Raw genomic sequence first — 22,634 nt, forward strand, 5'->3', positions numbered from 1 at the left:
ATGCGATCCCCTCGATCAGAGGAAATCGACAGTCCGAGGTCAGGCGGCTTTCAGGACGTCCCGCAGCACGTCCTCCAGCGTGGTCCGGGTCAACTCCCTGCGCAGGGCGGCCTCCACGTCGTCGTACACGGCGGTCATCGCCGGCCCGATGCCGTGGCCCACGACGCACTCGGGGTTCGGTGTCGCGGAGTGCAGGGCGAAGACCGGCCCCGGTTCGATCGCCTGGTAGACGTCGAGCAGGGTGATCGCCGCCAGGTCCCGCGCGAGCATCCAGCCCGCCCCCGCCCCCCGCCGCGACTCGGCCAGGCCGGCCTTGCGCAGCTCGCCCAGCAGGCGGCGGATCACCACCGGGTTGGTGTTGACGCTCGACGCGATCTGCTCGGAAGTGGCGACCTCGTGGCCACGCCGCTGATACAGCCCGATCCACGTCAGGACATGCGCCGCGATGGTCAGTCTGCTGTTGGCGCTCACGTCGGTCTCCACCTCCCTCGCTCCTCGGTTCCAGTCGTAACGGTATCTGTTACGACTGCATGCGGCAAGGGCGGCCGGACCGGCCCGGGAGCCGCACCCTCGTCAGCCGCAGCGACCGCCCCTCAGCTCCACCGGACGCGGAATCTGGTGGGCAACGAGCTCAACGCGTCGAGTTCGGCGGCCAGTTCGGGCGCGGCGAGTTCGAGGGGGCGGCCCTCCACCAGCGGGGACGCGCTGTAGATCTTGCGCAGGGAGAAGTCCCAGCCGGAATCCCCGCCGCCGGACTGCCCGGCCGTGACCTGCAACCGGTGCGGCTCGTACCGGATCATCTCGCTCTCCTCCCGCGTGCCGGCGCAGGCATCGAGCGCGGCCCACAGCTGTGCGTCCGTCATGCGGGCGAACCGGGCCGGGGTGAGGGGTGTGCTGTCGAGCAGTTGCCCGGCCAGGCGCCGGACGACCGAGACCGGGCCCACGTTGTCCCACGAGGTGTGCAGCCGTGCTTCCGCGCGGACCAGGCCGATGAGCGACGCGGCGGTGTCGCGGTCGGCCGACACCGCGGCGTCGTGCAGATCGAGTCCGCCCAGCAGCGCGGCCGGATCGGTGTCGAGGCGCCCGGCGGCACGTCCGCTCCGCACGTAGGAATCCAGATGGTCGAGATTGAGCTGTCCGGAGCGGTTGGTGAGGGGCGAGGGAGGCTGCTCGCCGAGCGCGCCGACGACGGCCTCGACGCCGAAGCCGTGCTTCTCCAGCACCGGTCGGATCGGGGCGGTCCGCAACAGCCGCAGGCCGATGTCGTGATGGTCGAGACCGGAGACGCCCTCGGCGGTGTGACTCAGAGGCAGATGGCCGATGTCGTGCAACAGGGCGGCGACACGGAGGAGTTCGTCCTCCGGACGGAAGTGCGCGACCAGCGCGAGGACACCGAGGGTGTGCTCGAGCCGGGAGTACGACTGCAGCGTCGTCAGCGTCGCGGCCCCGCCGTGCGCGACGAAGTGCAGGCGCCGCAGCGGTCCGGTGCGCAGCAGGTCCGCCTCCACGGGGTTCAGGCGGACGGAGATCCGCCACAGCGGGTCCCTGAACGCCGGGGAGAGGCCCGCGACATGGGCCGGGACGGGTCGGGCGGTATCCCCGGAGGCGGGCGAGGAGCTCTGATCCATTCGGCTGTCCACCAGGGCACCTTAGGGCCGACCGCGGTCAGCCGGCCGGCGTACGCGCCCGAACTCGCTTCCGTGGGCGGCGCGTTCCGGGCGAGACGCACACTCCGCGAAGGGGCCGCGCGTCCCGTATGGACGCACGGCCCCTTCGCGGACGGCGGGCGTACGGGCCCGGCGCGTATGTCAGGCGCGGCGCCTCGTACGTCAGCCGCGCAACCGCTTCAGGGTGTCGGGGAGTTCCGGGGCGCCCTTGGCGGGCCGGTTGTGGGGGAGCTTGGCGAGGACCGCGGCCATGCCGCAGGTGTTGGTGACGCCGGAGAAGACCAGGCCGCTGCCGATACCGGCGGACAGCCAGCGGGCCGCGGGGTAACGGCGGCCGGCGAGCAGCCCGGCGACCACCAACGAGCCTGCTGCGAGCCGCACCTGACGCTCCATCGGCCAGGTCGCCCTCGCGCCGGCCGGCTGGTCCAGGTCGCGCCCCTCGGCGGCCCAGGCGGAGGTGCCGCCGGTCAGGGTGGCGGCGGTGACGCCGTGGGAGGCCAGCTGGGTGCAGGCGCGTTCGGAGCGGGCGCCGGAGGCGCACACGACCAGCAGCTCCCGCCGGGCGGCGACATCCTGGAGGGTGTCCACGGCCTCGTCGAGGCGGTCCAGGGGGATGTTGTGCGCGCCGGGCAGATGCCCGGAGGCGTACTCGCCGGGTGCGCGGACGTCGATGACTGTCAGCTCGTCGGTACGGGCGGCCGCCTGGGCCGGGGTGAGGGTGGTGGGGGAAGCCACGGAACGAACCTTTCATCGGGGAGGTCCCTCCCACTGTAAAATACCCCCGGGCGTATTCAAGGGGGCGCCCTGGTTCATGCAGGAGGAGGGCAAGTGCAGCTCGACATGACGGCCGCCGAGCTGAAGTCGGCGCTCAACCGGCTGCGGCGGGCGCAGGGCCAGATCAGCGGGATCATCAAGATGATCGAGGAGGGGCGGGACTGCGAGGAGGTCGTCACGCAGCTCGCCGCGGTCTCCAAGGCGCTGGACCGCGCCGGTTTCTCGATCATCGCGACGGGCCTGGAGCAGTGCGTGGCCGACGACACCGGCCAGTCCCCCCAGAACCGCGACCAGATCCGGGCCCGCCTGGAGAAGCTCTTCCTCTCCCTGGCCTGACAGGGGCCCTGCCGGGCCGAGAGCCGCATGAGCCGGCCCCGGCCCACTCCGGCAGCCCCCTCAGGCGGATTCCGCCACGCGCTCCTCCCTGTGCCCGGCCATGACCGCAAGGCTCTCGTCGCGTACGGGGTGGGACGTGTCGCGATCGGGGCGGTAGGCGTCGAGTGCCGGTGCGGGTGCCGGGCGGGTGAGTTCCTGCGCGGCGAGGGTGCCCAGGAGCGGGGCGAGGGTGACGCCGCTGTGCGTGACGACGGTGTAGAGGCCTGGCGCTTCACGGTGCGGGCCGACGAGGGGCAGGCCGTCCTCGGGGACGGGGCGGACACCGACGCGGGTGCCGGAGAGCGCTCGGAGGCCGGGCAGTACGTCGGTGCACCGGTCCAGGAGCGCGGCCCCCGGCGGGACGGGCGTGTCCGCGGTCGGGTCGAGGAGCGCGTCGACGGGCCAGGAGATGGCGCAGACGCGGTTGCCCGGCGCGGGGCGGAGGTCCACGCCGGGAGTGGCGAGGATCGCGGGCAAGGGTTCGGCGAGCGGCGTGGACTCCCCCACCAGGCCGGGGATCTGACGCAGCGGCAGCCGTACGCCGGCGAGTCCGGCGATGCGGCCGGCGTCGGGACCCGCGCAGTTGACGACGTGGTCGGCCTCGAAGCGCCGGCCGCGTGCCTCCGCGCCGCAAATCCGTTCACCGTCACGCAGCAGGGCGGTCACGGGGCTGTCGTACCGGATGTCGGCGCCGAGGACGGCGGCACGGTCCAGGAGTGTCCGGGCGAGGAGGGGCGCGTCGTACCAGGACGCGTCGTCGTGCACGACCAGTTCGGGCGCCCGGCATGACGCGGGGTCGGCGGCGGGCGCGAGGGTGCGCAGCGCGGAGGGGTCGACCGTACGGCAGGAGTGGCCCCAGCCGGCGAGCCGTTCGGCGCGCCGGCGCAGCGTCCCCTGTTCCTCCTCGGTGTGGCCCCACTGCACCAGCGGTACGGAGTGGCGCCAGCCGGCCTCGCCTCCCTGCGCGCGCAGCTCTTCCTCCAGCTCGCGGTGGAGCGCCGCGCTGCGCTGGTTGAACTCGAAGTAGGCGTGCGGGGTCTTCAGGTGGGTGACGTCGATGGAGAAGGTGGCGTTGGAGGTGCCGGCGGTCCGGCCCGCGGCGTCCAGGACGGTGACCTGGACGCCGGCTTCGGCCAGCCGGTGGGCGGTTGCGGCGCCGATGACTCCGGCGCCGATGACGAGGGCACGGCTCATGGGGGGCTGCTCCTTGCTGTGCTGCGGGGGGGGCTGAGAGAGGTCGCGGCGGTGAAGGCCGGAGGTCCTGGTCCAGGAGGATCAGAGGACTTTGCCGAGGAAGGCACGCGTACGTTCGTGGCGCGGGTCGCGCAGCACCTGCGCCGGCGGGCCGCTCTCGACGACGGCGCCGTCGTCCATGAACACGAGGGAGTCGCCGGCTTCCCGGGCGAAGCCCATCTCGTGGGTGACGACGACCATCGTCATGCCGTCCTCGGCGAGCGTGCGCATCACGTCCAGTACCTCGCCGACGAGTTCGGGGTCGAGCGCCGAGGTGGGTTCGTCGAAGAGCATCAGTTCGGGGTTCATCGCGAGCGCGCGGGCGATGGCCACGCGCTGCTGCTGGCCGCCGGAGAGCTGGGAGGGGTAGCTGTGTGTCTTGTCGGACAGGCCGACCCGGGCGAGCAGTTCGGCGCCGCGGGCGCGTGCCGTTCCCTTCGGTTCGCGTTTGACGAGAACGGGGGCTTCGGTGACGTTCTCCAGCGCGGTCATGTGCGGGAAGAGGTTGAAGCGCTGGAAGACCATGCCGATGCCTTGCCGGCGGCGGGAGACGGCCTTCTCGCTCAACTCGTGGAGTCTGCCGTCCCGTTCCTCGTAGCCGACGAGTTGGTCGCGTACGTACAGCCGTCCCCGGTCGATGGTCTCCAGGTGGTTGACGCAGCGCAGAAAGGTGGACTTGCCGGACCCTGAGGGGCCGACCAGGCACATCACCTCGCCCCCGGTACGACGGTCAGGTCGATGCCCTTGAGCACCTCGGTGCGGCCGAAGCTCTTGTGTACGCGCTCGGCTCTGATCACAGCGGGGGTCGGTGTACCGGTGGTCAACGTGCCGTCTCCTCACGGTGTGTGGCAGCGGCACCGTGTTTGGCGGCTGCGGCGCGGAGCTTCTGGAGCGGGGTGGGCGGCAGTTCGCGGCTCGCGCCGCGTCCGTAGCGGCGTTCCAGGTAGTACTGGCCGATGTTGAGGACGGACGTCGCCACGAGATACCAGAAGCAGGCGACCACCAGCAGCGGAACCTGCTGGAAGTTGCGCGAGTAGATGCCCTGGATGGAGGTGAGCAGTTCGGGTACGGCGATGGCGAAGACCAGCGAGGTGGTCTTCAGCATGGAGATGGCCTGGTTGCCCGTGGGCGGGATGATGATGCGCAGCGCCTGCGGCAGCACGATGCGGCGCAGGGTCTGGGCGCGGGACATGCCGAGCGCCTGGGCTGCCTCGTTCTGGCCGTCGTCGACGGAGGAGACGCCCGCGCGGACGATTTCCGCCATGTAGGCGGCCTCGTGCAGGCCGAGGCCGAGGACGGCGGCGGTGAGCTGGGTGATGAGGACGTTCGTCTCGGCTTCGACGAACGTCGGCCCCCACGGGATGCCGAGGCCGAGGGTGGGGACGATCGCGGACAGGAAGTACCAGAACAGGAGTTGGACCAGCAGCGGGGTGCCGCGGAAGACCCAGATGTAGCACCAGCTGAGGTAGGACAGGATCGGGTTCGCGGACATCCGCAGGACGGCGAGGACGACCCCGCCGGCGATGCCGAGCGCCATGGCGAGGACGGTCAGCAGCAGTGTGGTGCGCAGTCCTTCCATGATGACGGGCGAGAAGAGGAAGTCGCCGACGGTGCCCCACTGCATGCGCGGGTTGGTGATCCAGCCTTCGAGCAGGAAGACGAGTACGAAGACGACGAGGACGGCGGCCAGGCGCAGTCCGGGGCGACGCACCGGGACGGCGCGCAGGGACTCGGCCGCGTCGCGGGAGGCGCCCGAGTCGCCGGAGTCCGTACGGGCGAGGGTCTCGGTCATGCCGCGCCCCCGTTGACCGTGGCGCGCTCCAGGGCCCCGGAGTCGATGTTCCACTGCTGGAGGATCTTCGCGTAGGTGCCGTTGTCGATGAGCTTCTGCAGGGCGCCGTGGATGGCCCGTACCAAGGTCCGTTCCTCCTTGTTGACCAGGATTCCGTAGGGCAGGAAGCGGTACGGCTCACCGGCCGTACGGAACCTTCCGTGCGACATGCGTGCCTGGTAGTCGACGGTGGGGGTGCCGCCGACGAACGCGTCGGCGCGGCCGGTGGACAGTGCCTGGAAGCAGCCGACGGAGTCGGGGAAGACGAGCTTCTCCAGCGCCGGCTTGCCCTTCGCCCGGCACTTCGCGGCCTGCGCGGTGATGTCGTCGACCTGTGACGTGCCCTGTTCGACGGCGACTTGGCTGCCGCACAGGCTCGTGAGGGAGCGGATGTTCCCGTCGGCCTGTTCGGAGACGAGGATCGAGCTGCTCGTCTTCATGTAGTCGACGAACGTGACCTGTCCCTGGCGTTCCTTCTTGTCGAGCATGGCCTGGATCGCCACGTCGTAGCGCTGGGAGCGGACGCCGCCGATGACGCTGTCGAAGTTCGCCTGGACCAGCTTCACGCGCAGGCCGAGGGTCTCGCCGATGGCGCGGATGAGGTCGGGTTCGGCGCCGATGACGGTCTTGTTGTCGATGTCGAGGAGGGAGAGGGGCGGGTAGTCGTTGCCGACGGCCGAGGTGAGGGCTCCCTTGTCGCGGATGTCCGCGGGGAGGTGCGCGCGCAGGGCGGAATCGGCGCGCTGCTTAGGCACCTTGGACTGGTTGACGGTGGTGGTGCCGCCGCAGGCGGTCACGGTCAGAGTGAGGAGCGCCGCGAGCGCGAGGGGGAGCGCCACGGCGCGGGCCCGTGCGTGCCGTCCGGGCACAGGTGTCTCCCTTCCAAGCCGCCGGCCTGGGGTTCTGTTCGGTACGGGGTGGGTGGACCGCCCAATCTGCGGGACGGTGGGGGCCCAGACAAGATCAGTGAGAATGAACGTCTGCACACGCGCTGTTAAGTTCTTCTGATGCTCACTCCGCCCCAGTTGCTCGCGGTCCGCGAGGTCGTCGCCGCCGGCTCCTTCCGTACGGCCGCGCGGCGTCTGGGCTACACGCCCTCCGCTGTCTCCCAGCAGATCTCTGCCGTCGAACGCGCCCTGGGCGTGCCGCTCTTCGAGCGTTCGCCGCGCAGTGTGCGCCCCACCCCGGCCGGACTGCAGCTCGCCGGGCGCGCGACGCGGCTGCTGGCCGATCTGTCGGCGACGGAGAACGAGATGCGGGCGTACGCCGCCGCCGAGCGGGGCCGGCTGCGGCTGGGCAGCTTCTGGTCCGCGGGGTTCCGGCTGGTGCCGACGGTGCTGACGGGTTTCCTGCGTGACCGGCCCGAGGTCGACGTGCGGTACGAGGAGGGCGACCCCCAAGTGACCGTGCCCGCCGTGCTGGAGGGGCGGCTGGACCTCGCCGTGATCTTCGAGTACGGGGTGGTGCCGCACAGTTGGCCCGAGGGCCTGGAGCACACGCTGGTGCTGGAGGAGCCGCTGTACGTCCTGCTCCCACCGGGACACCGGCTGGCCGGACAGTCACGGATCCGCCTCGCCGACCTGCGCGACGAGCGGTGGATCAGCTACCACGAGGACGCCGACGCGGCGCGCTGTCTCCAGCACATCTGCGCGGCCGGCGGGTTCGCGCCGGAGGTGCTGTTCCGCACGAACGACTACAACCTGCCGTACGAGCTGGTCCGGCAGGGACTGGGCGTGGCCATCGCACCCGAGCTGGCCGTCGTGAACACGCCGCCCTCCCCCGGCACTTCGGGAGTACGGCTGGTCCGGCTCACCGATCCGGCGCACACACGCCGGGTCTACGCCACGCGGCGCTCCACCGACCCCAATCCCTTCCTCCCCCAGGCTGTCGATCTCCTCCACGCGGCCGCGGCCGGCCTGCCCGAGCGGGAGGGGCGCGAGTGCCCGACGGTCGCGGACTGAACCGGGCCACGGGGGCGAAGGGGACCGGGAGGGGTGAAGCGGGGCTTCCGTTTCCGTGTCATGTCCCCGCTGTGGACAGCGGGTCAACTGCGCCTCATTTTCCGGCACATTGACGGTGAATCATGTTTCACGGCCGGGCAACGGCCGGGAAACCCGCGGGCGTCCGCAGGCTGTTGAACTCTTCTTCAACCCGAGAACGCGTTCCGGACCACAACGCGAATTCGGACTTCATTGTTGAGAGAGAAGAGAGAGTTCATGAGTGCTTCTTTCCGTACGGCACGGAACAGCCGGAGCCCCCTGGTGCGGCGCACCGCGCGGGCCGCGGCGACGGTGCTGGCGACCGGTCTGATCGTGGGCTTCGCCGGGGCCGGCAGCGCGTCGGCGCACGACAAGGAGTCGGGCGGCGGCGTCACAGCCCCCGTCGGCCAGTCGGCGACGGCGCTGTGGCACCACCTGCAGATGTACCACCTGAGCGACCCCGCCTGGGAGGTCACCAACCTGCTGACCGACCCCACGGGCAACCTCAAGATCCACGGTCAGATGGCGGACGACGTCCTCTCCCCGGTCGTGGAGACGGCGGCCGGGACCCTCGGCGGCTGACGCACTTCGCGTACCGGCCGGGACCGGCGCCCGAACCGGCTGTTCCCGGTGTGCCGTACCGGCCCGTCACCGGCGCCCGTCCCGGCTCGTCGCCGGTTTCCGTACCGGCCCGTCGCCGGGTGCTTCGCACCCTCCTTGCCGGTCGCCCCGGGTACGTCCCGGGGCGGCCCGGCGGGGCAATTCCCGGGCCTTTCCGGGCCCACCGGGCAGGCAGAGAAGGGGACTTCATGAGCGCACTGGAGACGCACAGCGGTGCCACCGATCCACATGCCGCGACCGCGCATTCCGCGGGGCCCTCGGGGAATGTGCGGGATTCCGCGGATATCCGCGCCCCCGCGCCGGAATTCACTTCCCGCGCCGCGCACTTGAGAGAACTCGTGGCGCGGCACCGCGTCGCGGGTGAGGAACAACGCCGCCTGTCCGAGGAGGTGGTGAAGGAACTCGCCGGGGCCGGACTGTCCCGGATGTGGGTGCCGCGGCGGTTCGGCGGCCACGAATGCGACCTGCGCACGATGGTGGACACCACCATCGAAGTGTCGAAGGGGGACCCCTCGGCGGGCTGGGTGCAGTGGATTCTGGGCTGCGGCGACTGGCTGGTGGGCCTGTTTCCCACCGCGGGCCAGGCCGATGTGTACGCGAACGGGCCCGATACGGCGGTGTGTTCCGTGTTCGCGCCCAGCGCGACAGCGCACCGTGTCACCGGCGGCTGGAGCCTCACCGGCCGGTGGAGCCCCGCATCCGGGTGTGCGCACGCCCAGTGGGCCATGCTCGGCTTCCCTCTGCCCGAGAACAGCAGCCCCCTGCCTGAGAGCGGCACCCCGGATGCCGTGCACAACAATGCGGACGCGCACGACGACCCGGACGGCATCGGCTTCGCCCTCGTGTCGATGAGTGAACTGGCCGTCGAGGACACCTGGTTCACCACCGGGATGCGCGCCACGGGCAGCAACACGCTCTCCGGCGAACAGCTCTTCGTGCCCGACCATCGCGTACTGCCCGTACTGCCGGCCGTACGCGGAGAGCTCGCCTTCCAGACGGACAGGAAGGTCAGCCTGCGCTACCGGTCTGCCTTTTTGCCGACGCTGGTGACGCACATGATGGCCCCGTACATCGGGATGGCGTCCGCCGCACTGGAGTTGGTGTCCCGGGACGCGTCGCGGCGCGGCATCTCCTTCACGCACTACGGCCGGCGCAGCGACTCCACGGCGTTCCAGCTGGCGGTCGCCGAGGCGACGGCACGCGTGGACGCGGCCACCGCTCTGGCGCACAGCGCGGCGGACAGCATCGACGCGTACGCCGCGGCGGGCACGTACCCCGACGCACTGTTCCGCGCGCGTGTCCGCATGCACTTCGGTCATGTGGTGGCCCAATGCTGCGAAGCGGTCGACCTGTTGGTCTCCGCGCACGGCGCCTCCGCGTTCGCGGAGCCGAGTCCGCTGGGCGGCCTCGTACGCGACATCCAGACGGCGAGCCGGCACGCGTTCGCCAGTCCGGTGGTCAACAAGGAGGTGTTCGGACGCGCCGTACTGGGCGTCGAACCGAACATCACCGCCTTCATCTGAGACGGCTCCGCACGGCAGCATCCGACACGGATCCGATACGGCAGGGAGACAACTGTGCCCGCAGTCGAAACGGCACCACACACCATCCAGGACACGATGTTCGGCGTCTTCATGGCACGCGCGCTGCACGTCGTCACCTCGCTCGGCATTCCCGACCTGCTCAGCGGCGGACCGCAGACGTGCCGCACGCTCGCGGACAAGACCGGCGTACGGCCGGACTCCCTGCACCAGGTGCTGCGGGCCGTGGCCAGTACGGACGTGCTCACCACCGTTCCCGGTCCGGAGTGCGGGCCCGAGCAGCGCTACGCGCTGACGGCGACCGGCGAGACGCTGTGCACCGGCCATCCCAGCGGCACCCGCGACATGGTGCTCACCCTGCAGGGGCCCATCTGGGAATCGCTCACCGTCCTGCCCGAACGCCTCGCCTCCGACCGCACGGGCACCGAACTCGCCCTCGGGCTGCCGTGGTTCGAGTATCTGCGGCAACGGTCCGACAAGGGCGCCGCGTTCGACCGCATGATGATCGCCGTACACGGTGACGAACCGGAAGCCGTCGCCCGCGCCTACGACTTCTCGTGGGCGGAGTACGTCACCGACATCGGCGGCGGTCTGGGCACCCTGCTGCTCGCAGTGCTGCGCGAGCACCCCCATCTGGCCGGCGTACTGTTCGACCTTCCCGAGGGCACCGAACACGCCCGCCAGTACATCGATTCGGCCGGGATGGCGGAGCGCTGCGTGGCCGTCAGCGGCAGCTTCTTCGAAAAGGTGCCGCCCGCCTCGGACGCCTATCTGCTCTCGCACATCCTGCACAACTGCGACGAGGACACCTGTCTGCGCATCCTCCGCTCCTGCGCGGCGGCCATGAGCGCGCACAGCCGGCTGCTCATCGTCGAGATGGTGCTGCCCTCCGGCGACGAGCCGCATCCCGGCAAGCTGCTGGACCTGGCGATGGTCACGCTCACCACCGGCCGCGAGCGCACCGCCGCGGAGTACGCGGACCTGCTCGCGCGGGCCGGACTGCGGCTCACGCGCGTGGTGCCCACCGACTCCGCGGTCAGCATCCTCGAAGCGGCCCCCGCCGCCTCCTAGTTCAGCCACTGGTTCAGCCGCGACCCGTTGGCGGTCCTCGCTCGCCCGCCCGCCCCTTCCGGCTCCCCGTCCCCCTTCGCTCCCCCACCTCGATTCACCCCGCCACCCGCGTCGTTGCCCGTCCCCTCCGTCCCCTCCCCCTCGGGGCCCTCGCAGCAAGGAGTGTCATGAACAGCACCGGCATGAACAGCGCAAGCGCAGCCGGCACAGGCATACCGATCGTCGGCATCGGCGCTGTCACCGGCTACGGCTGGGGCACCGACGCCATGTGGACCGGCCTGACCAGCGGTCAGCCCGCCGCACAGCAGTGGTACGAGCTGGGCGGGCGGTTCCCCGAGGGGTGCTGGTTCGCGCGGGTACCGGAGGGCGAGGGGCCGGAGAACAGCGGCACGTCCCGGTACGCGCAGGCGTACGCCTACGCCGTCGACGAAGCCATCGAGGACGCGCGCGCCGCGGGCTGGGAGCCCGGCGAACGGGTCGCGGTCGTGCACTCCACCACCCGCGCCGACCTCGAACTCATGCGGCTGCGCTACCTCGCCCCCGAGACCGTCAGCCCGCGCCGCTCGTACGTGGAGCAGGCGTGGACCACGCCGCCCGGAATGGCCATGGTGCGGCACCAGTTCACCGGTCCTTCCATGGTCGTCAGCGCGGCCTGTTCGTCCGGGCTGCACGCGCTGGCCGTCGCGCAGCGGCTGCTGGACTGCGGCGACGCCACCGATGTGGTGGTGACGGCGGCCGACATCGGCTTCGACGGCGAGGAGATGACGCTGTTCGCCTCGCTCGGCCCGCTCATCCACGACGCGCCGCCCGAGGCGGTGTGCCGGCCCTTCCAGGACGGCACCCGCGGCTTCGTCCTGGGCGAGGCGGCAGCGGCCGTGGTGCTCAGCCGGTCCTCCTCGGCCCGCCCGTACGCCTCGCTGCTGTCCTCGACGCTCGGCAACGACGCCTACCACCCGGTCGCCATCAAGCCCGATCACGCGCAGATGCTCCGCGTCGTCGACGACACGCTGGCCGCCGCCCGCACCGAACGGTCCGCGGTCGGGTACTACAGCGCCCACGGCACCGGCACCCAGGAGTGCAACGAGGCCGACATCGCCGTCCTGGACCACCTGGAGGAGGCGACCGGCTACGGGCTCAAGCCGCTACTCGGTCACACCATGGGCGCGGCGCCCCTGATGGACACCGTCGTCATGGCCGCCTCCCACCGCGAGGGCCGGCTGCCGGTGCCCAAGCCCGTCGCCGACGGCCACCCGCGCCTCGCCCGCGACACCGTCGAGCGCGACGGCGGCCTCACCCTCCAGCTCGGCATCGGCTTCGGCGGCAACATCTCCACGGCCCTCTTCGAGGGCGCCCCGACACCTGTCGCCTGACCGGCCGTCACACACCGCTCCCCGCCGAGGGGGTGGGGCTCCCCGCCCCACCCCCTCGTACGCCTGCCGTACGACGAGGCTGTCCAACGAGGCATGTGCGATGACTTCTCCCGGCGCCGGAAGTCACCTTCCTGCCACCGTCACCACCGACGGGGCTCCACTACGGAAGGACAAGCGGCCGTGACCACCACGCACACTCTCGCCGTCCCCGGCGCCCGCCTCCACTACACGGTCCGCGGCACGGGCCCGCTGCTGCTCGTCATGGGATCCCCCATGGACGCCGCGTCGTTCGCGACCCTGGCCGACGCACTCGCCGGCACGCACACCGTCGTCACCCACGACCCGCGGGGCATCTCCCACAGCACCCTCGACGACCCCGAGCAGGACTCAACTCCCGTGCTGCGGGCCGACGACGTGGTCGCCCTCCTCGACGCCCTGGAGGCCGACTCCGCCGACGTGTTCGGCAGCAGCGGCGGCGCGGTGACGGGGCTCGCGCTGGTCGCCCAGCACCCCGCGCGCGTACGGACGCTCGTCGCGCACGAGCCTCCGCTGCTGGAGCTGCTCCCGGACGCCGCCGCGCAGCGCGCCTCCGTGGACGACACCGTCGCGCTGTTCCACAAGGAGGGAGTGGGCGCCGCCTGGGGGAAGTTCATGGCCGACGCCGGACTGGCCGACGGTGACGAGGAGGCTCCGGCCGGTCCGCCGGAGGAGCCCTCGCTGCAGGATCTGTCCAACAGCGCCCGGTTCTTCGGCCACGAGATCCAGGGCACCACCCGCTACGTGCCCGACACCGCCGCACTGCGGTCAGCCCGCGCGCGTGTCGTGGTCGGCGTAGGGGCCGGCTCCGGCGCCCTCGACACGTACCGCACCTCCACCGCGCTCGCCGGGCAACTGGGCACGGCCACGGTCGAGTTCCCCGGCGACCACACCGGCTTCCTCGACCACACCGAGGAGTTCGCCGAGGTCCTGCGCAAGGTGCTGCGGGGCGGGTAACGGGGCTTGCTGTCGGGTGAGTTGGGGTCCGTACGGCGGCGCGCACCACGGCCGCCGCACGGAGGTGCCGGCCCGCGGATCAGGTGTCGAGCCAGGCGAGGGCGCCGGCGTACAAGGCCAGGACGCCGGTCTCCAGGGTCGGCTCGATGACCGGGGCGAACTCGGGTGAGTGGTTGCCGGGCAGTTCGGAGTGGTTGCCCTCGGCGAGCGCGCCCATGACGGTCTCGGCGTCCAGGCCGCCCCAGAACCAGAAGACCGTCGGCACGCCCAGTTCACGGCCGAAGACGCCGACGTCCTCGCTGGCGGTGACCTGCGGCAGCGGCAACAGCTTGTCTTGGCCCAGCTGTTCGCCGATCGCGGCCACGGTCGTACGGGTGGACTCCTCGTCGCTGACCAGCACGGGCGCGCTGAGGCCCCATTCGATCCCCGGCTCCTTGGGGCTGCCGGAGGCCGCCGCCTCGGCCCGCACGATGCGCTCGATGGCGGCGCGTACGGTCTGCCGCGTCTCGTCGGCGTAGGTGCGGATGGTCAGCCCGAGCTCGGCGCGGTCGGGAATGATGTTGTTCTTCGTACCGGCGTGCACCTGGCCGACGGTGATCACGGCCGCCTCCGTGGCCGGGACTTCACGCGAGACGATGCCCTGGAGGCGTACGACCACGTTGGCGGCGAGCAGCACCGGGTCGACGGCCGTCTCGGGGCGGGCGCCGTGGCCGCCGCGCCCGAAGAGGGTGATCGTGGCCTCGTCGACGCCGGCCATCACGGGGCCCTCGCGGTAGCCGACGTAGCCGGCGGGCAGCGGTCCGACGTGCTGGCCGAGCACGATGTCCGGCCTGGGCACCCGGTCGAAGAGCCCGTCGGCGATCATGTCGCGGGCGCCGGTGGCGAGTTCCTCGGCCGGCTGCATCACCACGACGAGCGTGCCGGACCAGCTCTCCTTCGCCTCGTCCAGCAGACGTGCCGCGCCCACCAGCGCTGTGGCGTGCATGTCGTGTCCGCAGGCGTGCATCACCGGGACCGGCTCACCGTCCGGCGCGGTGCCCTGCTGGGTGCTGGCGTAGGGCAGGCCGGTGGCCTCCTCGACCGGCAGCGCGTCGAAGTCGGCGCGCAGCATCACCGTGGGTCCGTCACCGTTGCGCAGTACGGTCGCGATGCCGTGCCCGCCGATGCCCGTATGGGTCTCCCAGCCCAGCGGTTCCAGCGCCTCGGCCAGTACGCGAGCGGTGCGTGTCTCCTGGCCCGAGAGCTCGGGGTGGCGGTGGAGATCCTTGTAGAGCTCGGCCAGTTGCGGCAGCACGGCGCTGTGCCACTCGCCCGGTGCGCTGTCCATGGTGTGCGGCTCCTCATCCCGGCGGCCGGGCGTTCACCCCCGGAGGCTGTCTCCGGTGACCGGGCGTCACATACCCCGCTGTCGCCACAAACCAGCATGTCACGCACCATCTCCGGGCCCCGGAGCGCACGCCGTGCGGGTCGCGTTCGAGGACGGGCGCTCCGCGCGACCGGCTCACCCGCGCGCGTCGAGTCCGGCCCGGGTGCCGCGCATCATGGCCGCGTAGAGGACCGCGGCGACGGTCATGCCGACCGGGAGAGAGAGGTCGACTCCGCCCAGGGCGCCGGCGACGGGGCCCTCGTACAGCTCGGTGCGTACGCACAGCGCGGCAGCGGCGGTGCCGGCGATCAGGGCTGTGGCGCCTGCCCAGTTGACACCGGCGGTGTACCAGTAGCGGCTGCCCGGCGTCTCGTCGGTGAGCGCCGGCCCGTCGTAGCGGTTGCGGCGCAGCAGGATGTCGGCGGCGTAGATGGTCATGCTGGGGCCGAGCAGGCAGACGGTCAGCTGGAGGACGCTGCTGACGGTGTCGAGGAAGTTGGAGACGAGCAGTGCGTACAGGGTCAGCGCCACACCGAGCGCTCCGTCCACGAGCACGCTGTAGGACCTGCGGATCCGTACGCCCACGGACTGCAGGGCGAGGCCGGAGCTGTAGGCGGTCATGGCGTTGATGGAGATGGTGCCGAGGACGAGGGCGAGCAGGAAGAACGGGGTGAACCAGTCCGGCAGGATCGACTCCAGCGCGCGCTGCGGGTCGGTCATGTCGAGCGCGGTGGCCGCGAGGGTGCCCAGCGAGGTGACGACGAGACTGGGGACGAAGGCTCCGAGCGCGGTCCAGCCGGCGACCGCGCGCGGCGGGGTCGTACGGGGCAAGTAGCGGGAGAAATCGGCGCTGTTGGTGTAGGAGAGCGGTCCCGCGGCCATGAGGGCGACGCCGCCGGCGAGGGCCGCCCACAGCCCGGTGCCGTGCAGGGGTGCGTCCGGCCGGTAGTCCCAGTGGGCGTGCTGGAGGACGCTGAAGGCGACGACGGCGAAGGCCGCGGCGAGGGCGATCGTGATCGGGAGGTAGAGCTTCACGATGGTGGCGTGCCCGTAGACCCCGATGGCCAGGGTGACCGCGGCGATGACGACCACGACGGCGATTTTGACGCCGGTGTTCGGCGTGATGCCGGCTTTCTGTACGAGGGAGAAGGCGGCGAGGGCGGCGGCCGCCATGTTGAGCGCGATGTAGCAGATGCAGATGGCCCAGCCGGTGACGGCGATGTTGATGCGGTTGCCGCGGATGCCGAACATCGCGCGCATGACGACTTCGCTGGGTGTGCCGGAGGCGGGGCCCGAAACGGCGAGCAGTCCGACCAGCAGCCAGAACAGGTTGCCGACGACGATCACGGCGAGGGACTGCCAGAGGGTGAGTCCCATGAGGATCAGGGTGCCGCCGACCACGAGGCTCAGATAGTTGACGTTCGCGGCCGCCCACACGGCGCACAACTCCCGTGCGCGGCCATGCCGTTCGCTCTCGGGGATGTGGTCGATGCCGTGCACCTCAATGCGTCCGGCCTGCGCGGAGGCCGGCTGTTCGGTGTCTGCCCGGGAACTCGCCTGCGGGTCGGGAAGGGGCGAAGCCATGAAGCCCTCCGGGGTGCCGGTCGTGCCGCCTGCTTGCTTATTGGTCGGTCACTCAATAGCGTTCCCGGTATGTCGTCAAGCGTTCAGCGGAAGCGGATCCGGAAATCGCCCTGGGCCCGACGTGCGGAAATCGTCGACGCGGCGGCCGCCGTGGCACTGGCGGAGGGGCTGGAGTGCGTCACGCTGCGCCGCATCGCCGAACAGCTCGACGTGCGCCCCGGACTCGTCAGCCACTACTTCCCCGCCGTGGAGGACCTCGTGGCCGAGGCGTTCGGCAAGGCGGCCGGCGGTGAACTCGACGCGCTCATCCCGGAGCGGCGGCCCGACGGCACACCCCTGCACCACCTCGCGCGCTTCTTCTCCCTCGCGGCCGGCGCGGCGTTCGACGACATCAGCCGGCTGTGGCTCAACGCCCGGCACCTCAGCCGCTACCGGCCCGTGCTGCGCGAACGGGTCACCCACCAGGAGGCCGCCTGGCGCGGCCGGCTGGAGGGGCTGCTCCACGAGGGCGTCGAGCAGGGCGAGTTGCACACGGACGACCCGTACGTGACGGCCATCCAGATCCTCGTCGTCATCGACGGTCTGGGCGCGCAGGCCAACACCGACACCGGCACCGAGGACCAGCCCGACGCGGTGACGCGGATGGCCGTCCTCACCGCGGAGCGCGAACTCGGCCTGGAGGCCGGTACGTTGGCGCGCCACGCGACGCTGGAAAACGGCGCCGCGGCCCCTGCGGAATCCGTCGCCCCCGGCAGCCCCGGCGAGGCACCCGCGCAGTAACGATCCGGTCACTTCCCCGGTCCGGCGCGGCCGCCCGCCCCGAACCGGCCCACCCGCAAGGAGCCGCAGTGCCCACCAGTCTTGTCCTGCTCTCAGCCCGTCTGCTCGACCCGGCCACCGGCGAACTGCTGCCGCACACCGCGCTCGCCGCCTCCGGAGGACGGATCTCCGCACTGGGCGAGGACCGGGAGATCCGCGCGCTCGCGGACGCCTCGACCACGGTGATCGATCTGAAGGGTGCCGTGGTGACGCCCGGCCTCGTCGACGGCCATCTGCACCCCGTCTCCGGCGCCGACGTCACGGCGGGCCTGGACCTGTCGGGCTGCGCCACGGTCGAGGACGTACGCCAGACCCTGGCCCGCGAGGTACGTACCCTCGCGGCCGGCGCGTGGCTGCACGGCTGGGGCCTGGACCCGAACGTCTTCGGCGACCGGCCGGTGGCAGCCGCCGAACTCGGCCCCGTACTCGACGGCATCCCGGCGCTCCTCGAACTCTTCGACGCCCACTCGATGCTGGCCAGCCCCCGCGCCCTGGAACTCGCCGGGGTCGACGGGCCGCGCGGCTTCGAGCAGTCCGCCGAGGTCGTCTGCGACGACGCGGGCCGCCCCACAGGGCTGCTGCTGGAGAGCGCCGCCATCGAGCTCGTGGAGACCGCGGCTCCCCGGCCCAGCCTCGACGAGCGGCGCGCCCGACTGGCCCGCGCGCTCCGGGACATGGCCGCCGCGGGGCTCACCGGCGGGCACGCCATGGACGCGAACGGGGCGAGCCTCGACCTGTTCGCCGCCCTCGACAACGACGACGCGCTCTCCCTGCGGCTGCGGGTCGCCCCCTGGTGCCAGCCGGGCACCGACGCGGACGGGGTGCGCGCACTCATCGAACAGCAGGGCACCGGCGGGCAGTTGTGGCGTACGGCGGGCGTCAAGCTGTTCATGGACGGCACCATCGACAACGGCACCGCCTGGCTCGAACACCCCGACTGCCACGGCCAGTCCACCCACGCCTTCTGGCCCGATCCCGGCCGCTACACGCAGATCATCGGCGAACTCCACCGGGCCGGAGTGCCCACCGCCACGCACGCCATCGGCGACGCGGCCGTACGGCACGTCCTCGACGCCGTCGAGAAGGCCCGCGCACTGGACGGCGCGGCGGGCGCCGGCGTACGTGAGGTCTCACAGGCGGGCCCGGCGGTACGGGGCGGCTCCGGCGCTCCGGCCGGACCGGGCCTACGGGACGGCTCCGGCGTGCGGCACCGGGTCGAGCACATCGAGACGGTGCCCGACGACACGCTCGCCCGGTTCGGCGAACTCGACGTGCTCGCCTCCATGCAGCCCACCCACGGCTGCGACTTCACCCGCGCCGACCACAGCGACAACTGGTCGCGCCGCCTCGGCGACGTACGGGCCGACCGCGGCTGGCGCTGCCGCGACCTGTGGGACGCCGGCGCCACCGTCGTCCTCGGCTCCGACTGGCCCATCGCGCCCTTCCCGCCGCTCGCCGTCATGGCCGGCGCCCGCCACCGCCGCCCCTCCCGCGACCTGACCCAGCCCCCGCACGGGCCCGGCCAGGCCCTCACCCCGCTGGAGGCGCTCCAGGGCATGACCCTCAACCCCGCGCGGGCCGCGGGCGAGGAGCAGCAGGCCGGAAGAATCGCCGTCGGCTACCGCGCGGACCTCACAGCCTTCGCCGACAACCCCCTCACCGTGGACGCCACGTCACTCCCCCAACTCCCCGTCCTGCTCACGGTATTGAACGGCTCCCCCACCCACCGCGCCCCACACGTCTGACAGCCGGGACCGGGCACATCGGGGTGGCCACACCGGCTCGAAGCACCACCTGATCGTCGACCGCCACGGAACCCCTCTTGCCGTCTCCGGCCGCCCTGAGTGAGCAACCGGGACCTGCCCGGCCGATCACTCGGAGATCGCCGACGCGTTCGCGGGACAGTCGTTGATGCTCTTGGCCGGCTGGAGTCAGGGTGCATGGAGACACCGAACGGCAGGGCCGTATCCTGAGGCAGGCGACGCAGGCACTGCCGATGCGTCGCAGCCGTCCGGTGCCGCCGGGCGCCGCCCCACGCCGGGTACCCGGCAAACGATCGGGAGTTGACCAGTGATCAGCCTGGCCGCAGTGGGGGGAGTGGCCCTGGTCGAATTGGGCATGGCCCTGACTCCGGGACCGAACATGATCCACCTCGCCTCCCGCGCGATTACCCAAGGCCGCAGGGCGGGCCTGGTCAGCCTGAGCGGAACCGCCGTGGGATTCCTGTGCTATCTGCTGGCCGCGGCTGCCGGTCTGTCCGCGTTGTTCGCCGCCGTGCCGCTGGCGTTCACGGTGGTCAAGCTCGCCGGGGCCGCCTACCTGGCCTACCTGGCCTGGGACATGCTCAAGCCCGGTGGCCGCTCACCGTTCGCTCCGGCCCAGGACCTGCCTCCCGTCTCCGACGCCCGCCTGTTCTCGATGGGGCTCCTGACCAACCTGCTCAACCCCAAGATCGCTCTCATGTACGCCGCTCTTCTGCCCCAGTTCATGGATCCGCAGGCGGGTCGGGCCTGGGCGCAACTGCTGCAGCTCGGGGGCGTGCAGATCATCGTGGGGATCTCCGTGAACGCTCTGATCATGCTGGGCGCAGCACGGGTCTCGGGGTTTCTGGCTGCCCGGCCCCGGGTGATGACCACTCAGCGGTTCGCGGCAGGCGGCTTGCTCGGTGTCTTCGCACTGCGCACAGCCCTGTCCCGTACGCCTGTCTCTGCCTGAGCCATGCACGTGCACCTGTGAGACCGGTGCTCCGCTGAGGCAGCTGCGGCATCGGCTGAGGAGCTGATGTCAGCTGGATGCGACCGGAAAACGTGGACCGAGTTACGCGTTCGTCAGCACGCGTGGAGCGATCCTTCGGACGAAGCCGAGCGTGACAGCATTTTCTCCCTCAGAGACCTCATTCTGAAACGATCAGTAAGCCCGTCGGCGCGTCAGGACGTCCGGAGCGTGCGGAAGAAGGTTCTGATGTCGGCGGTGAGCAGGGCGGGTTGTTCCATGGCGGGGAAGTGGCCGCCGCGGTCGTAGCTGTTCCACTGCACGAGGGTGTTCGTGCGTTCCGCGATGTGCCGCAGGGGGATGAAGTTGTCCCGCGGGAAGTCGGCCAGCGCGGTCGGCACGGTGGACGGTTCGGGAGGCGTACCCCAGTAGGCGGCGTGAGCGCGCTCGTAGTAGATCCGCGCCGACGAACCGGCGGTGCCGGTCAGCCAGTACAGCATCACGTTGGTCAGCAGGTGGTCGCGGTCGACCGCGTCCTCCGGACTGTCGTGCGAGTCGGTCCACTCCTTGAACTTCTCCACGATCCAGGCGAGTTGGCCGACGGGTGAGTCGGTGAGCCCGTAGGAAAGCGTCTGCGGGCGGGTGGACTGGATGTCGGCGTAGCCCTGCCGTTCACGCGTCCAGTGCTGGTGGCGTTCCCAGGAGGCCAGCGTGCGTTCGCGTTCCGCGGGGCTCAGCGCGGCCAGTTCGTCGCCGGTGGGCTCCCGCGTCGCCCCGGCGCCGGGCAGCAGGTTCAGATGGACGCCGATCACGGACTCGGGGTGGGTACGGCCCAACTCCCGCGAGATGGCCGCGCCCCAGTCGCCGCCCTGCACCCCGTACCGCTCATAGCCCAGCCGACGCATCAGCTCGGCGAACGCGGCGGCCGTACGCCGGTACTCCCAGCCGGTGTCGGTTGTCGGCCCGGACAGCCCGAACCCGGGGATGCTCGGCAGCACGAGATGGAAGGCGTCGGCGGGATCGCCGCCGTACCGCCGCGGGTCGGTGAGCGGACCCGCGACCCGGGTGAACTCCGCGAACGAGCCCGGCCAGCCGTGCGTCATCATCAGCGGCGTCGCGTCAGGCTCCGGCGACCGGATGTGCGCGAAGTGCACGCGCGCGCCGTCGATCGTGGTGAGGTACTGCGGCCACTCGTTCAGCCGGGCCTCCGCGGCGCGCCAGTCGTACTCGTGCCGCCAAGAGCGCGCCAGCTCCCGCAGATAGTCGCGGGGCACGCCGTACGCCCAGCCCACGCCCGGCAGTTCGTCGGGCCAGCGCGTACGGTCCAGCCGTTCGTGCAGATCGTCCAGATCCGCCTGCGGGAAGTCGATGCGGTACGGGCGGAGTTCTTCGAGTGGGCCGGTCATGAGCGGGATGCTAGATCCGCGCGTACAGGCGGCGCGACTGATATCGGACGCCGCAGGGACGGCCGTATTGGCCACGGGGGGGGGCGAGGGGCCCGTTCCGCACCCTCGCCCCGGCGCCGCCCGCTACCCCTCCCCCGCACTCTCCTCGTACGGGAAGCGGGCGAGCGGCGCGTCCTGCTGGAAGAAGGTCTTCGCGCGGATCGCCGCCTGCTCGTCGTTCCGGACCTGCCCGGGCCGTGAGCCGTTGCCGAACAGCACTCCGCCGAAGCGCATCCCCATATAGGCGGCCGTGTTGTTCATGACGGTCAACAGCCCGTCGCCGACGGCCTCTTCGCGGTGCGCCATGACCGACACGCCCCACAGGGTGCGGCCGGCCATCCGTTCCGCGAAGTCCGAACCGGGCGCGCTCAGCCAGCCCGACCAGTAGTCGAGGTAACGCTTGGTCTGCGCGGAGAGGGAGTACCAGTACAGGGGCGAGGCGAAGACGACATCCGTGGCCTCCAGCGTGGCCTGCCGCAGCGCCTCCTCCGTCTCGCCCGGCCGCCAGCCGGACTCGTGCCGCCCGTCCTGGAAGTCGGGCAGATCGAGCGCGGCCAGGTCCACCCAGCGCTGCGTTACGCCGGCGGGCAGCTGCTCGGCGGCGGCCCGCGCGAGCATTTCGGTGTTGCCGTCGGGCCGGGAGCTGCCGAGGACGAACAGAAACGAACGACCGCTCGTGTCAGGGGCGTTGGGGACGGGCTCGGTAGCAGTCATGACTCACTCCAGCAGTACGGATCGCGTACGGAAAACGGCAGTACGGTGGCGCGTCCCGGCCGCCGCGGACGGCGTGCGCGGAATGTTTGCTCACGAGCCGACGCTATGGCTTCACATTGGTGGCAAGGTCAACCTGTGAGGGAGCAGGCACATGCTGATCGGTGAGTTGTCCCGGCGTACGGGAGTCAGCCCGCGGCTGCTGCGCTACTACGAGCAGCAGGGCCTGCTGGAAGCCGAGCGCGCCCCGAACGGCTACCGCGAGTACGGCGAGGAGACCGTCGCGACCGTACGACAGGTGCGCGCCCTCCTCGATGCCGGCCTGAACACCGAGGTGATCCGTACGGTGCTGCCCTGCACCCCCGGCGAGCAGCCCGGCTTCGACTGGTGCGAGGAACTGCGGGAGCTCCTGGGCCGGGAGTTGGCCGCCATGGACGACCGCATCGACGACCTCCGGCGCACCCGCACCACCCTCGCCACCTACCTCACCCAGCCCTCGGCCCTCCCCTCCGCCCACGCCTGACCCGTACGGCTGCCGCGCG

General features: G+C 71.5%; 21 protein-coding genes and 1 pseudogene. 11 read left to right on the forward strand and 11 right to left on the reverse strand.

What is annotated here, in order from left to right; translation table 11 throughout:
• Positions 1–39 precede the first annotated feature (39 nt).
• The 3 genes from AC3AGO_RS02080 to AC3AGO_RS02090 all read right to left on the reverse strand — a co-directional run bounded on the left by AC3AGO_RS02080 (position 40) and on the right by AC3AGO_RS02090 (position 2,402).
• Positions 40–471: an Rrf2 family transcriptional regulator gene (locus AC3AGO_RS02080; protein ID WP_487824513.1), complete on the reverse strand. Its 432-nt coding sequence runs from the start codon at positions 469–471 to the stop codon at positions 40–42.
• A gap of 122 nt (positions 472–593) precedes the next feature.
• Positions 594–1,640: an HD domain-containing protein gene (locus tag AC3AGO_RS02085; protein ID WP_487818342.1), complete on the reverse strand. Its 1,047-nt coding sequence runs from the start codon at positions 1,638–1,640 to the stop codon at positions 594–596.
• Positions 1,641–1,829: 189 nt separating this feature from the next.
• Positions 1,830–2,402, reverse strand: coding sequence for a rhodanese-like domain-containing protein (locus AC3AGO_RS02090; RefSeq protein ID WP_487818343.1), 573 nt, complete (start codon positions 2,400–2,402; stop codon positions 1,830–1,832).
• Between the two features lie 93 nt (positions 2,403–2,495).
• Between AC3AGO_RS02090 and AC3AGO_RS02095 the strand changes: the two genes are divergently transcribed.
• A complete protein-coding gene (locus tag AC3AGO_RS02095) occupies positions 2,496–2,777 on the forward strand; it encodes a metal-sensitive transcriptional regulator (protein WP_487818344.1) in 282 nt (93 codons plus the stop codon).
• A gap of 60 nt (positions 2,778–2,837) precedes the next feature.
• On the opposite strand, the gene AC3AGO_RS02100 is transcribed toward AC3AGO_RS02095, so the two are convergent.
• The 4 genes and pseudogenes from AC3AGO_RS02100 to AC3AGO_RS02115 all read right to left on the reverse strand — a co-directional run bounded on the left by AC3AGO_RS02100 (position 2,838) and on the right by AC3AGO_RS02115 (position 6,749).
• A complete protein-coding gene (locus AC3AGO_RS02100) occupies positions 2,838–4,010 on the reverse strand; it encodes an NAD(P)/FAD-dependent oxidoreductase (RefSeq protein WP_487818345.1) in 1,173 nt (390 codons plus the stop codon).
• Positions 4,011–4,091: 81 nt separating this feature from the next.
• A pseudogene (locus AC3AGO_RS02105) lies at positions 4,092–4,846 on the reverse strand (amino acid ABC transporter ATP-binding protein).
• A gap of 23 nt (positions 4,847–4,869) precedes the next feature.
• The gene (locus AC3AGO_RS02110; RefSeq protein ID WP_487818346.1) at positions 4,870–5,841 is read right to left on the reverse strand and encodes an amino acid ABC transporter permease; all 972 of its coding nucleotides are present in this window, start codon (positions 5,839–5,841) and stop codon (positions 4,870–4,872) included.
• Positions 5,838–6,749: an ABC transporter substrate-binding protein gene (locus tag AC3AGO_RS02115; protein WP_487818347.1), complete on the reverse strand. Its 912-nt coding sequence runs from the start codon at positions 6,747–6,749 to the stop codon at positions 5,838–5,840. Before AC3AGO_RS02115 ends, AC3AGO_RS02110 begins: the two co-directional genes overlap by 4 nt.
• A gap of 138 nt (positions 6,750–6,887) precedes the next feature.
• Here AC3AGO_RS02115 and AC3AGO_RS02120 point away from each other — a divergent pair, with 138 nt between their 5' ends.
• The 6 genes from AC3AGO_RS02120 to AC3AGO_RS02145 all read left to right on the forward strand — a co-directional run bounded on the left by AC3AGO_RS02120 (position 6,888) and on the right by AC3AGO_RS02145 (position 13,455).
• The gene (locus AC3AGO_RS02120; protein ID WP_487818348.1) at positions 6,888–7,841 is read left to right on the forward strand and encodes a LysR family transcriptional regulator; all 954 of its coding nucleotides are present in this window, start codon (positions 6,888–6,890) and stop codon (positions 7,839–7,841) included.
• A 255-nt stretch (positions 7,842–8,096) separates the two neighbouring features.
• Positions 8,097–8,441 (forward strand): hypothetical protein, encoded by a 345-nt coding sequence (locus AC3AGO_RS02125; RefSeq protein ID WP_487818349.1) that lies wholly within the window; start codon positions 8,097–8,099, stop codon positions 8,439–8,441.
• A 227-nt stretch (positions 8,442–8,668) separates the two neighbouring features.
• Entirely contained in the window at positions 8,669–10,003 is a 1,335-nt protein-coding gene (locus tag AC3AGO_RS02130) for an acyl-CoA dehydrogenase family protein (RefSeq protein WP_487818350.1), read from the forward strand.
• 54 nt (positions 10,004–10,057) lie between these two features.
• Positions 10,058–11,092 carry a methyltransferase gene (locus AC3AGO_RS02135; RefSeq protein WP_487818351.1) on the forward strand — a complete coding sequence of 345 codons (1,035 nt, stop codon included), beginning with the start codon at positions 10,058–10,060 and terminating at the stop codon, positions 11,090–11,092.
• Positions 11,093–11,259: 167 nt separating this feature from the next.
• Positions 11,260–12,462, forward strand: a complete 1,203-nt coding sequence (locus AC3AGO_RS02140) for a beta-ketoacyl synthase N-terminal-like domain-containing protein (protein ID WP_487818352.1) — start codon at positions 11,260–11,262, stop codon at positions 12,460–12,462.
• Between the two features lie 180 nt (positions 12,463–12,642).
• Positions 12,643–13,455: an alpha/beta fold hydrolase gene (locus AC3AGO_RS02145; protein WP_487818353.1), complete on the forward strand. Its 813-nt coding sequence runs from the start codon at positions 12,643–12,645 to the stop codon at positions 13,453–13,455.
• A gap of 79 nt (positions 13,456–13,534) precedes the next feature.
• On the opposite strand, the gene AC3AGO_RS02150 is transcribed toward AC3AGO_RS02145, so the two are convergent.
• The gene (locus tag AC3AGO_RS02150; RefSeq protein WP_487818354.1) at positions 13,535–14,782 is read right to left on the reverse strand and encodes an amidohydrolase; all 1,248 of its coding nucleotides are present in this window, start codon (positions 14,780–14,782) and stop codon (positions 13,535–13,537) included.
• A 174-nt stretch (positions 14,783–14,956) separates the two neighbouring features.
• Positions 14,957–16,405 (reverse strand): purine-cytosine permease family protein, encoded by a 1,449-nt coding sequence (locus AC3AGO_RS02155; RefSeq protein WP_487818355.1) that lies wholly within the window; start codon positions 16,403–16,405, stop codon positions 14,957–14,959.
• A 69-nt stretch (positions 16,406–16,474) separates the two neighbouring features.
• Between AC3AGO_RS02155 and AC3AGO_RS02160 the strand changes: the two genes are divergently transcribed.
• From AC3AGO_RS02160 to AC3AGO_RS02170, 3 genes are all read left to right on the forward strand, one after another.
• Positions 16,475–17,185, forward strand: a complete 711-nt coding sequence (locus AC3AGO_RS02160) for a TetR/AcrR family transcriptional regulator (RefSeq protein ID WP_487818356.1) — start codon at positions 16,475–16,477, stop codon at positions 17,183–17,185.
• A gap of 68 nt (positions 17,186–17,253) precedes the next feature.
• Entirely contained in the window at positions 17,254–18,969 is a 1,716-nt protein-coding gene (locus AC3AGO_RS02165) for an amidohydrolase (RefSeq protein ID WP_487818357.1), read from the forward strand.
• Positions 18,970–19,294: 325 nt separating this feature from the next.
• Positions 19,295–19,939, forward strand: coding sequence for a LysE family translocator (locus AC3AGO_RS02170; RefSeq protein ID WP_487818358.1), 645 nt, complete (start codon positions 19,295–19,297; stop codon positions 19,937–19,939).
• Positions 19,940–20,151: 212 nt separating this feature from the next.
• Here the strand turns inward: AC3AGO_RS02170 and AC3AGO_RS02175 are convergent, their stop codons facing one another.
• Together AC3AGO_RS02175 and AC3AGO_RS02180 are read right to left on the reverse strand one after the other, a co-directional pair.
• Positions 20,152–21,342: an epoxide hydrolase family protein gene (locus AC3AGO_RS02175; protein ID WP_487818359.1), complete on the reverse strand. Its 1,191-nt coding sequence runs from the start codon at positions 21,340–21,342 to the stop codon at positions 20,152–20,154.
• 123 nt (positions 21,343–21,465) lie between these two features.
• Complete coding sequence (locus AC3AGO_RS02180) at positions 21,466–22,095, reverse strand: flavodoxin family protein (RefSeq protein ID WP_487818360.1); 630 nt, start codon at positions 22,093–22,095, stop codon at positions 21,466–21,468.
• Between the two features lie 151 nt (positions 22,096–22,246).
• Here AC3AGO_RS02180 and AC3AGO_RS02185 point away from each other — a divergent pair, with 151 nt between their 5' ends.
• Positions 22,247–22,615 carry a MerR family transcriptional regulator gene (locus AC3AGO_RS02185; RefSeq protein ID WP_487818361.1) on the forward strand — a complete coding sequence of 123 codons (369 nt, stop codon included), beginning with the start codon at positions 22,247–22,249 and terminating at the stop codon, positions 22,613–22,615.
• The last annotated feature ends 19 nt before the right edge of the window (positions 22,616–22,634 follow it).

This window comes from Streptomyces sp. BL1, assembly GCF_057628045.1.